The following is a 10665-nucleotide window of genomic DNA, read 5'->3' as shown; positions in this document are numbered from 1 at the left end:
TCACCCAGCCGCGGGGAACTCCTCGGCGACGGCAATCAACTTGGCGCGCACCAGCTCTGGACGTTCGTCGAGGATGAAGTGGCCGCAGTCGACGTAGTCGACGGTGTAGTCGTCGGCCCGAGCCGTCTCGGCGGCCGCGAGGTCCGGATGAATCGCCTGATCACCCGTCCCGAACAATGCCCGGATCGGCACGGTGGCCCGCCGCGACTCACCTTGCCGTGCCACGGCCGGCACCTCACGCAGCAGGAACGTGCGGTAGGTGTCGCGCCCGGTCCGCGCCACCAGCGGATCGCGGAACCGGTCGCTGTAGATCCGCGCGGTCTGCGGGTCGACCTCCGACACCCGGCTGTACACCAGATCGAGGAACCGGGTGCGTGTCTGCACCGGCACGCCGGCGAACGCGATCAACGGCTGATACATCAGGAACCGCCACAGGTGCGGCGCCATCACCTTGGTCGGCACCCAGAGGTGCGCGATGTTCAGCGGCAGGTAGGCGTCGATCCGCTCGGGTGCCTGCAGCGCCACCAGGAAGCCGATGTACCCGCCCCAGTCGTGGCCGACCAGCAGCGTGTGCTCCAGACCGAGGGCCTCCATGAGGGCCACCACGTCGGCGGCCACGTCCGCCTTGGCCCACTGGTGCGGCGGCGCGCCCGACCAGCCGTAGCCGGGCAGGTCGGGAGCGATGATGCGCAACCCAGCAGGTGGATCGGCCAGCAGATCCCGGTACACGTAGTGATGTTGCGGCCAGCCGTGCAACGCCAGCACCGGCCTGCCGTCCTCGGGACCGGACTCGGTGACGTGGAAGTTCACCCCGCGCGCCGACACAAACCGTCGACGAACGCCAGGAATCTCTGGGGGTTGGCTCGTCATGCCCCTGAGAGTAATCCGGAAGGTCTACGGTGCACTCATGCCTGGGTATCGCGAACTCTTCGACGCCAGCATCAACGACCCCGAAGGGTTCTGGGGCGAGGCGGCCACCGCGGTCACCTGGACCAAACCGCCGCAGCGCATCCTCGACGACAGCAACCCGCCGTTCTACCGCTGGTTCCCCGATGCCGAACTGAACACCTGCGCCAACGCCCTGGACCGCCACGTCGAGTCCGGCCGCGGTGACCAGGCGGCCCTGATCTACGAGTCCGCGGTCACCGACACCAAACGCACCTACACCTACCGCGAACTGCTCGACCACACGGCCCGTTTCGCCGGGGTGCTGCGCGACCTGGGCGTCGGCAAGGGCGACCGCGTCGTCATCTACATGCCGATGATCCCCGAAGCCGCCATCGCGATGCTGGCCTGCGCACGGTTGGGCGCCGTGCACTCCGTGGTCTTCGGCGGATTCGCGCCGCACGAACTCGCCGTGCGCATCGACGACGTACAGCCGAAAGTCGTCGTGTCCGCGTCCTGCGGCATCGAACCCAACCGCGTCATCGAGTACAAGCCGATGCTCGACGCCGCGATCGCCGCGGTCTCCCACTCGCCGCAGCACTGCGTGATCGTGCAACGCGAGCGGCTACGCTGCGACCTGACCGAGGGCCGCGACCTGGACTGGGACGCGGCGATCGCCGAAGCCGCTCCGGCCGACGCCGTGCCCGTCGCAGCCACCGACCCGCTGTATGTCCTCTACACCTCGGGCACCACCGGCAAACCCAAGGGCATCGTGCGCGACAACGGTGGCCACGCGGTCGCGCTGCTGTGGAGCATGCGCCACATCTACGACATCGCCCCCGGTGACGTGTGGTGGACGGCCTCCGACGTCGGGTGGGTGGTCGGCCACTCCTACATCGTCTACGCCCCGCTGCTGCTGGGCGCCACCACAGTGCTCTACGAAGGCAAGCCCGTCGCCACCCCGGACCCCGGCGCGTTCTGGCGGGTGGCCTCCGAACACGGCGTCAAGGCGATGTTCACCGCCCCGACGGCGATCCGCGCGATCCGCAAGGAAGACCCCGAAGGGCAACACCTGCAACGCTACGACCTGTCGGCGCTGAAATACCTGTTCCTGGCCGGCGAGCGGCTCGACCCCGACACCTACCACTGGGTGGCCGACAAACTCGGCGTCCCGATCATCGACCACTGGTGGCAAACCGAAACCGGCTGGGCGATCGCCGCCAATCCCGTAGGCACCGAACAGCTTCCAATCAAACCCGGCTCCCCCACGGTGCCGATGCCCGGCTACGACATCCACATCCTGCGTGAAGACGGGCGCCCCTGCGAAACCGGGGCCGACGGGGCGATCTGCATCAAGCTGCCGTTGCCGCCCGGCACCCTGCCGACCCTGTGGAACGCCGACGACCGCTACCAGGCGTCCTACCTGACCGAATACCCCGGCTACTACCTCACCGGCGACGGCGGCCGCTTCGACGAGGACGGCTACCTGTTCGTCATGGGACGCATCGACGACGTCATCAACGTCGCCGGGCACCGACTGTCGACCGGCGCCATCGAGGAGGTGCTCGCGATGCACCCGTCGGTGGCCGAATGCGCGGTGATCGGCGTGCCTGACGCCATCAAGGGCCAGGCGCCGCGCGGACTCGTGGTCGTCAAGGCGGGCGCCTCCACGGACGGCCTGGTCGACGAGCTGGTGAAGCTGGTGCGCGACGAGATCGGTGCGGTCGCGTCGTTCAAACTCGTCGATGTCGTTCCTGCGCTGCCCAAGACACGGTCCGGGAAGATCCTGCGCAAGACCATGCGGGCACTGGCCGCCGGTCGCGACGAGCCGGTGCCGTCGACCATCGAAGACCCGTCGGTGCTCGACAACCTGGGCAAGATCCTGCGCGACTGAGCGGGTTGCTCCGGGTGTGAGGCGGCCCCGGACCGGGTATCTCTGCCGGCACACACGTCAATTTGCCCGTGACGGGAGGGCGGAGATGTCGGCGCCACCGAAGTACATGGCGGTACAGGGCGCGGCGATCATCGTCGCGGCTGCCCTGACCGTGATCGGGATTCTGGGTTTCGTGCCCGGCATCACCGCCCACCTCGATCAGATCGCCTGGGCCGGAAAGGCATCCGGCGCCTTGCTGTTCGGCACGTTCTCGGTGTCGGTGATCGTCAACGTCGTGCACATCGTCGTCGGGCTGTGCGGATTCGCCCTGGCGCGCACATACGCGTCCGCTCGGGCGTACCTGCTCGGCGGCGGGGCGATCTACGTCGGCCTCGGTCTCTACGGCATGCTCGCCGACCGCGGAAGCCATGTGCTGCCGCTGAACTCCGCGGCGAACTGGCTGCACTTCACGATCGGCGCCGTGATGCTGATACTGGCCGTCACGCTGGCCGGACAACACGACCCGACCCGGCGCCGCCGCGTCGGGTTGCGCCGCGCCGCCACCTAGGCTCGACCGGCAGTCAGACCAGTTCCGGCACTCTCAGGTGGGCCAGGGCCAACTCGAACACACCCTCGTCCACGATCTCCGCGCCGGCCTCACTGGCGGTGGCGTCGCGCAGCCGGTCCATCTGGGACCGGTGCCGCGCCAGTGCCTCGGCGCTGTCGAACGCCGACGACACCACCGCGCGGCAAGTGTCGCGGTTGACCAACAAGCTTGTCCCGCAATGTCCGTCGAGGTCTTCCAGCGCGGGCAGCGCCCTGTCGCGGAAGAGGTCGATGCCGGAGTCGATTCGGCTCCGATCGACCTTGCACCAGGTGACGCGCGCGTAGGCGCCGTCGCCACTGTCATGGCTGCGATGCATGACCGCGATCTCCCAGTCGGTGCTCTCCATGGTGCCGCCCAGGATCTGCGCCGCGCGGTCGCGCACCTCCCGGACCAGCGGTGCGCTGGCGCGCATGGCCTCCTCGGACTGCCAGGCGCTGGTGGCGATGCACCGTCCCGCCTGACGGTCCACCAGCAACGACAACCCGACGAAGCCGTGCATGCGCCGCAACTCGTGCATCACCGTATCTCGGATGTGCGCTATGCCGGCGTCCACCGCCGCCGGCCGCCCCCAGACGGTCGTGGTTCGTGCATACACAATCTGCCTCCTTCCGACGAGGCAGCGTCGCGACGGCGCTGCCGTCGGAGCCGATTGTCCTCCGCCCGCAAGCCGGCGACAAGACCGTTCAGATGATCGACAGCGCGATACCGTCGAGGATGTCATGTTCGCTGACCACCAGCTCGGCGATACCGGCCCGCTCCCCCAACACCGCGGCCAGCTCCTGCACGATCAACGCTCCCCCGCCGATCACGTCGACGCGCCCCTCGTGCATCGGGCCGAGCACCGCGCGCTGCGCCCGCGTCATCCCCAACAGCTCGTCGCACACGCCGAGCAGGTCGTCGAACCGCACCCGCGCCAGGTGGATCGCATCCGAGTCGTAGGTCGTCATCTTGTGCGCCAACGCGGCCAGCGTCGTCATCGTGCCCGCGACCCCGACCCAGGTGTGGGCCTGCTCGACCGGCACCACCCGCAGCGCCTCGGCCAGCGCGTCGCGCACCACCGACCGGGCGTCGTCGATCTGCTGACCGGTGGGCGGATCGGCGCGCAGGCACCGCTCCGTCAGCCGCACACAGCCGATGTTCGTCGAGTACGCCGCGGTCACCGTGTCGGAACCCAGCACCAACTCCGTCGACCCACCACCGAGGTCGACGACGACGAAAGGTGCTTGTTCCGAGTCCAATTCACCGACGGCACCGTGGAAGGACAGCGCGGCCTCCTCGTCGCCGGTGATCACCTCCGCGACCGCCCCCGGTACCACTTCGCCCAGCACCCGCGACGTCATCGCGAAGAACTCGTCCCGGTTGGCGACGTCGCGCGCCGCCGAGGTGGCCACCATCCGGACCGCGCCCACCTCGTGCTGCCGCATCGTCTCGGCGTAACCGGCCAACGCCGCCTCGGTACGCGCCAACGCGTCCGGCGCGAACTCGCCCGTCGCGTCCACACCCTGACCCAACCGCACGATCCGCATCTCGCGGACCACATCGGTCAACCGGCCGTCGGCGGCAGCATCGGCGATCAGAAGCCGGATCGAGTTCGTGCCGCAGTCCACCGCAGCGACTCTGGTCATGTCCACACTTCCCGATCCACTATGCCGGCCATCGCCGGTTCGCTTGCCAGCACCGCCAGCGCCTCGTCACCGAACGGATTGACCCCAGGCCCCTTGGCCAGGGAGTGCGCAATCACCACGTGCAGACACTTGACCCGGTCGGGCATCCCGCCGCCGGAGAACGTCGTACCCAACGGTTCGATCGCGTCCCGCTCGGCCAGATACGACTCGTGCGCGCGCCGGTACGCCGCGGCCAACTCCGGATCCTGTGTCAGCCGCTCGGTCATGTCGCGCATCATCCCGGAGGACTCCAACCGGCTGGCCGCCGCGGTCAACGCCGGATGGGTCAGGTAGTACAGCGTCGGAAACGGTGTTCCGTCAGGCAATTTCGGGGCCGTCTTGACGACACCGGGTTCCCCGTTCGGACACCGGTAGGCGATCTCGAGCACACCGCGCGGCTCCCGGCCCAGCTGCGCCGCGACGGCCTCGAGGTCGGCCGGGTCAACCACCGGGCGCAGGCGCGTCGGGCGGCGGTGGTGGCGCGGCAGGACCGGGCACCGGCGTCGCAGGCGAAATCGGGCGTGGCACATCAGAAATCGTATTCCACAGCGCCGTGTACCACGGGTCACCGGTCCGCACCTCGGTCAGCTCGCCCTCAGGCGCGGCGGAACTCGTTGCATTAGGCGGCAATTGCACCTGGTAGGGGATCTCCCCCGGCATCACGAACCCCAGCCGCTCACGGGCCTGGGCAGCGATGAACACCGGGTCGGCCAGCTTGGCCTTCTGCTCCTCGAGTTCGGCGATCTGAGCGCGCAGCTGCGCCTCGCTGGCCTCCAGTTGCTTCATCTCCGTACGTTGCGAAAAGTAGGTGCGTACCGGACCGGCGATGGTCAGCGTCAGCACGCAGACCACCGCCGCGAGGATGGCCGCCTTGCGCGCGGTCGACCCGAACCGCTGCTCGGCGGCCGCCTCGGCAGAGATCAGGATCGATTCGCGGATCGACCCCGCCTTGCCGCCGTCGGTGTCACCGTCGAGAGTGGCCAGCTCCTTGCCCGGCTCGACGCTCCTGGTCTCCCGGCGCAACGACGTCCCCCGCGGCTTCGCGCGCCCGGCATCGCCGGACTTGCCCGGCCTGGCTGGCCGGGACGCTGGAGTCCGCCGACGGGGGTCGGGTCGTTTCGCTTCGGGCACAGGCTATTTCGTCTCCAAGGAGAATCGCGGGAAGGCCAGGTCGCCGGCGTAGCGGGCCGCGTCGCCGAGTTCCTCCTCGATGCGCAGCAGCTGGTTGTACTTCGCGACGCGCTCGCTGCGCGCCGGCGCACCGGTCTTGATCTGACCGCTGCCCACCGCCACCGCGAGGTCGGCGATCGTGGTGTCCTCGGTCTCGCCGCTGCGGTGACTCATCATCGTCTTGTAGCCGGCGTTGTGGGCCAGCGACACCGCATCGAGGGTCTCGGTCAGCGTGCCGATCTGGTTGACCTTGACCAGCAGCGCGTTGGCCGCACCGCGCTGGATGCCGTCCTCGAGCCGCTCCGGGTTGGTGACGAACAGGTCGTCGCCGACCAGCTGGATCCGGTCGCCGATCGCGTTGGTCAGCGCCACCCAGCCCTCCCAGTCGTCCTCGGAGAGCGGATCCTCGATCGAAACCAGGGGGTAGGCGCCGAGAAGCTGGTCGTAGAACTGCGCCATCTGCTCGGCGGTGCGGGTCTGCTTCTCGAACGCGTACCCGCTGCCCTGGTTGTAGAACTCGGTGGCCGCGACGTCGAGCGCCAGCGCGACCTCGCTGCCCACCCGCAGGCCGGCGCTCTCGATCGCCGAGCTGATCAGATCCAGCGCCGCAGTGGTTCCGGGCAGGTCGGGGGCGAAGCCGCCCTCGTCACCCAGGCCGGTGGCCAGGCCCTGCTTCTTCAACACGGACTTCAGCGAGTGGTACACCTCGGCGCCCCAGCGCAGCGCCTCTTTGAACGACGGTGCCCCGATCGGCGCGATCATGAACTCCTGCACGTCGACCTCGGTGTCGGCATGCGCGCCGCCGTTGATGATGTTCATCATCGGCACCGGCAGGATGTGCGCGTTGGGCCCGCCGACGTAGCGGAACAGCGGCAGCTCGGCCGCCTGCGCCGCGGCCTTGGCGACCGCCAGCGACACGCCCAGGATGGCGTTGGCGCCCAGCCGGGACTTGTCCGGTGTGCCGTCCAGGTCCACCAGCGCCTGGTCGACCAGCCGCTGGTCGTCCGCAGCCATCCCGATGACCGCCGGGGCGATCTCGTCCAAGACCGCCTCGACGGCCTTCTCGACGCCCTTGCCCAGATAGCGGGAGCCGCCGTCGCGCAGCTCGACCGCCTCGTGCTCACCGGTGGACGCACCCGACGGCACCGCGGCGCGCGCGACCGACCCGTCCATCAGGCCGATCTCGACCTCGACCGTGGGGTTGCCCCGGGAATCGAGGATCTCGCGGGCTGCGACCTGCTCGATGATGGGCACTGTTGTCTCCTTGATGTCGATCCGGTGAGGGGAATTCTTCGAAGATTGTTCTAGAGAGCCTAGAGCCTGCCCGAACGGCCGGCGCTGCCTAGAGTCGCCGACCGTCGGCGTACGCCGTCGCCCAGTCCCTGACCGTGCGCACGTACTGGTCGGAGTTGTTGTACGCGAGCACCGCGTTCATCCAGCCGCGTGGCGTGTCGAGGTCCTTCCCGGTCCAGCACAGGTATCCCGCCGCCGACAGGGCGGCGTCGTCGATGTTGTCGGCGCTGATGTCGCCGTCGTTGTTGGCGTCGACGCCGTAGAGCCGCCAGGTCTCCGGGATGAACTGCATGGGCCCCATGGCCCGCGCGAACGGCTCCTCGCCGTCGTGGCTGACGGCGTCGTGGTCGAGGATCTCCAGGTTGCCGGCGGTGCCATCGAGCAGAACCCCGCGGATGGGCGGCTCCACATCGCCGTTACGAGCCACGACCGCGCCGCGGTAAGTGCCGTGATGGCTTTCCACCTGCCCGATACCGGCCAGCGTGGTCCACTTCAGATTGCAGTCCGGGTTCTCGACCTCTGCGACCCGGGCCGCATAGGCATAGGCTTCCAGTGCCGTGACCGGAATGCCCAGGCCAGGTGCCCGCGCCGCGGCCCAGTCGTGCAATTGGTCAGCGGGGCGGCCCGCGGCGTACGTGTCGATCTGGGGCACCGGGTCCCCCGGTGGCGGCGGCACCCCCTCGGGGATGCGCGAACCCAGCTGCCAGGAACAACTCGCCGCCATGAGCAGCGCCGTCGCGCCGATCACGGCTAATGCCTGCAGCCAACGCACCCGCGTCACCGGACTCCTCAACCCGCTCGGATCTACCCCATGGTCCCACGCATCAGGCAGTGGTCGGCCCGACACACGCCTCGGCGGCCCAACGTGGTCGAAGAATCGGAGGAAAGCGCACACTTGCGGGTTAGGTATGCCTACTCTCATCCAGGCGAAACGCGAGGCGTTCCGCACCGACTCCGAGGAGATCCGTTGAAGCAGCGTTTTAGCGTGCCGGCAGCCGTCGCAGCGTTGGCCCTGGCGTTGGCCGGATGTTCCGGCGGCGGCGACGAGCAGGCCGGCGGAACCACCACCACAGCGGCGGAGACCACCACGTCGGCTGCCGCGGCCCCCGACCCGCTGGTCGAACAGGCGGCCGTGGACTACAAGGCCTACGCCACCGCGCAGATCGACGAACTGGTCGGCGTGGTCAAGGTGTTCACCGACGCCGTTCGGGCCGGTGACCTGCAAGCCGCCCAGCAGGCTTACGCCCCCTCGCGCATGCCGTGGGAACGCATCGAACCCATCGCCGGCCTGGTCGAGGAGATCGACGGCAGGATCGACGCCCGGGTAGACGACTTCGCCGGTGTCGACGACCCGGAGTTCACCGGCTGGCACCGCCTGGAATTCCTCCTGTTCGACCAGAACACCACCGACGGCGGTGCGCCGTTCGCCGACCAGCTCGACGCCGACGTCGCGGAGCTCAAGACGCAGTTCGCCGCCGTCGAGGTCAAGCCCATCGACGTGGCCAACGGCGCCGCCGAGCTGATCGAAGAGGTCTCCGAAGGCAAGATCACCGGCGAAGAGGACCGCTACGCCAAGACCGACCTGTGGGATTTCGACGCCAACATGCAAGGCGCGCGCGACGCGGTCGGCACGCTGCAACCGGCGTTGGCTCAGGCCGACCCGGCGCTGCTCGGCAAGATCGACAGCGGCATCAACGCGGTGTTCGCGACCATGGAGCCGCTGCGCCGCGGTGACGGCTGGGTGCTGTTCTGCACCGAGAACGACCCGTACCCGTCGGCGCGCTGCCCCGAGGTGACCGTCGACCAGCCGACCATCGACAAACTCAAAGCCGAGCTCGCGGCGGTGTCGGAGAACCTGTCGCAGGTCGCGGGAGCGCTGAACCTGCAGTGACCGAGGGGCCGCGGCGCCCGGGCCTGTCCCGCCGGGGATTCGTCACCGCGGTGGCCGGTGCCGGGGCGGCCGCCGGTGCGCTGATCGGATGCTCGAGGAGCGACCAGCCGGCGGCTACCGAGGAACCCGCCGAGCGGTTCATCCCGTTCGAAGGCCCGCACCAAACCGGGATCACCGCGCTGCCGATCCCCGAGCAGGGACTCATCGCGACGTTCAACGTGTTGTCCAAAGACCGTGCCGGGCTGGCGACGGCGCTGCGTGAACTCACCGACGAGATCCGCGGGCTGATGGCCGGGCGACCGCCGGAGGTTCGCGGTCCCGCGTACCCGCCGGTGGATTCCGGCATCCTGGGCGAGAAGCCGCCCGCGGACAATCTGTCCATCGTCGTCAGTGTCGGTGCGTCACTGTTCGACGACCGGTTCGGGCTGGCCGATCGCAAACCCCGGGAACTGGTCACCATGCCGTTTCTGGCCAACGACCGCTTGGACCCCAAGCTGTCGCACGGCGACATCGCGATCCTGTTCGAGGCCGGCCACAACGACACCGTGCAGTTCGCGTTGCGCCAGCTGATGCGTCGTACCCGCCGAGACCTGGTGCTGCGCTGGATGATCGACGGCTATGCGCGCGGCATCGGCGCAGGCCGGGCCTCGGAGGCCGGGACGCCGCGAAACCTGATGGGATTCAAGGACGGAACGTCGAACCTCGATGTCGCGGACTCCGCGACCATGGACCGCCACGTCTGGGTCGGGCCGGACGACGGTGAGCCCGAATGGGCGGTCGGCGGCTCCTATCAAGCGGTGCGGATCATCCGGATGTTCGTCGAATTCTGGGACCGCACCCAACTGGTCGAACAGGAGGCGTTGTTCGGACGGGCCAAGGTCAGCGGGGCACCGCTCGGATTGTCCGGTGAGTTCACCGATCCCGACTACGCGTCGGACCCCGACGGAGAACGCATTCCGCTCGACGCGCACATCCGGCTGGCCAACCCGCGCACCCCCGAGACCGAGGAGAATCTGATCCTGCGGCGCGGATTCAACTACTCGCGCGGGTTCGACGGCGCCGGCCGGCTGGATCAGGGGTTGGCGTTCGTCGCCTACCAGCGCAGCCTCGAAAAGGGCTTCCTGACCGTACAGCGCCGCCTCACCGGCGAACCGCTCGAGGAGTACATCCTGCCCGTGGGCGGTGGCTTCTTCTTCGTGCTTCCCGGCGTGCCCGGCCCGGACCGCTTCCTGGGTGACCGGCTGGTCGAGTGACCTGTGGTGGGCGCCTCTGGCGTTGGGCG

11 protein-coding genes are annotated in these 10665 nt (G+C 68.9%); 4 read left to right on the top strand and 7 right to left on the bottom strand.

What is annotated here, in order from left to right:
- On the bottom strand, positions 1–870 hold the full coding sequence (locus tag ACQI46_RS07950; RefSeq protein WP_427093427.1) for an alpha/beta fold hydrolase: 870 nt from the start codon (positions 868–870) through the stop codon (positions 1–3).
- A 37-nt stretch (positions 871–907) separates the two neighbouring features.
- Here ACQI46_RS07950 and ACQI46_RS07945 point away from each other — a divergent pair, with 37 nt between their 5' ends.
- Complete coding sequence (locus ACQI46_RS07945; RefSeq protein WP_427093426.1) at positions 908–2779, top strand: propionyl-CoA synthetase; 1872 nt, start codon at positions 908–910, stop codon at positions 2777–2779.
- Positions 2780–2864: 85 nt separating this feature from the next.
- Entirely contained in the window at positions 2865–3326 is a 462-nt protein-coding gene (locus ACQI46_RS07940) for a DUF4383 domain-containing protein (RefSeq protein WP_427093425.1), read from the top strand.
- 13 nt (positions 3327–3339) lie between these two features.
- Here the strand turns inward: ACQI46_RS07940 and ACQI46_RS07935 are convergent, their stop codons facing one another.
- From ACQI46_RS07935 to ACQI46_RS07910, 6 genes are all read right to left on the bottom strand, one after another.
- A complete protein-coding gene (locus ACQI46_RS07935) occupies positions 3340–3960 on the bottom strand; it encodes a hypothetical protein (protein WP_427093424.1) in 621 nt (206 codons plus the stop codon).
- Between the two features lie 88 nt (positions 3961–4048).
- Complete coding sequence (locus ACQI46_RS07930) at positions 4049–4990, bottom strand: exopolyphosphatase (RefSeq protein ID WP_427093423.1); 942 nt, start codon at positions 4988–4990, stop codon at positions 4049–4051.
- Complete coding sequence (locus tag ACQI46_RS07925) at positions 4987–5478, bottom strand: DUF501 domain-containing protein (protein ID WP_427093422.1); 492 nt, start codon at positions 5476–5478, stop codon at positions 4987–4989. The genes ACQI46_RS07930 and ACQI46_RS07925 overlap by 4 nt, the downstream gene beginning before the upstream one ends.
- Complete coding sequence (locus ACQI46_RS07920; RefSeq protein WP_427093421.1) at positions 5471–6160, bottom strand: FtsB family cell division protein; 690 nt, start codon at positions 6158–6160, stop codon at positions 5471–5473. Before ACQI46_RS07920 ends, ACQI46_RS07925 begins: the two co-directional genes overlap by 8 nt.
- Before the next feature lie 3 nt (positions 6161–6163).
- The gene (gene eno / locus ACQI46_RS07915) at positions 6164–7453 is read right to left on the bottom strand and encodes a phosphopyruvate hydratase (RefSeq protein WP_427093420.1); all 1290 of its coding nucleotides are present in this window, start codon (positions 7451–7453) and stop codon (positions 6164–6166) included.
- Positions 7454–7541: 88 nt separating this feature from the next.
- Positions 7542–8273 carry a lytic transglycosylase domain-containing protein gene (locus ACQI46_RS07910; RefSeq protein ID WP_427093419.1) on the bottom strand — a complete coding sequence of 244 codons (732 nt, stop codon included), beginning with the start codon at positions 8271–8273 and terminating at the stop codon, positions 7542–7544.
- Positions 8274–8477: 204 nt separating this feature from the next.
- Between ACQI46_RS07910 and ACQI46_RS07905 the strand changes: the two genes are divergently transcribed.
- Together ACQI46_RS07905 and ACQI46_RS07900 are read left to right on the top strand one after the other, a co-directional pair.
- A complete protein-coding gene (locus ACQI46_RS07905; protein WP_427093418.1) occupies positions 8478–9383 on the top strand; it encodes an EfeM/EfeO family lipoprotein in 906 nt (301 codons plus the stop codon).
- Positions 9380–10636: a Dyp-type peroxidase gene (locus tag ACQI46_RS07900; protein ID WP_427093417.1), complete on the top strand. Its 1257-nt coding sequence runs from the start codon at positions 9380–9382 to the stop codon at positions 10634–10636. The genes ACQI46_RS07905 and ACQI46_RS07900 overlap by 4 nt, the downstream gene beginning before the upstream one ends.
- Positions 10637–10665: the final 29 nt, after the last annotated feature.

It is taken from the genome of Mycobacterium sp. SMC-4, assembly GCF_050205565.1.
Taxonomy (GTDB): Bacteria; Actinomycetota; Actinomycetes; order Mycobacteriales; family Mycobacteriaceae; genus Mycobacterium.
This window is presented reverse-complemented; position numbering and strand designations above follow the sequence as displayed.

Coding starts and splice junctions, on each gene's coding strand:
- ACQI46_RS07940 (WP_427093425.1), top strand. CDS start 2,865: ATGTCGGCGCCACCGAAGTACATGGCGGTACAGGGCGCGGCGATCATC.
- ACQI46_RS07930 (WP_427093423.1), bottom strand. CDS start 4,990: ATGACCAGAGTCGCTGCGGTGGACTGCGGCACGAACTCGATCCGGCTT.
- ACQI46_RS07945 (WP_427093426.1), top strand. CDS start 908: ATGCCTGGGTATCGCGAACTCTTCGACGCCAGCATCAACGACCCCGAA.
- ACQI46_RS07950 (WP_427093427.1), bottom strand. CDS start 870: ATGACGAGCCAACCCCCAGAGATTCCTGGCGTTCGTCGACGGTTTGTG.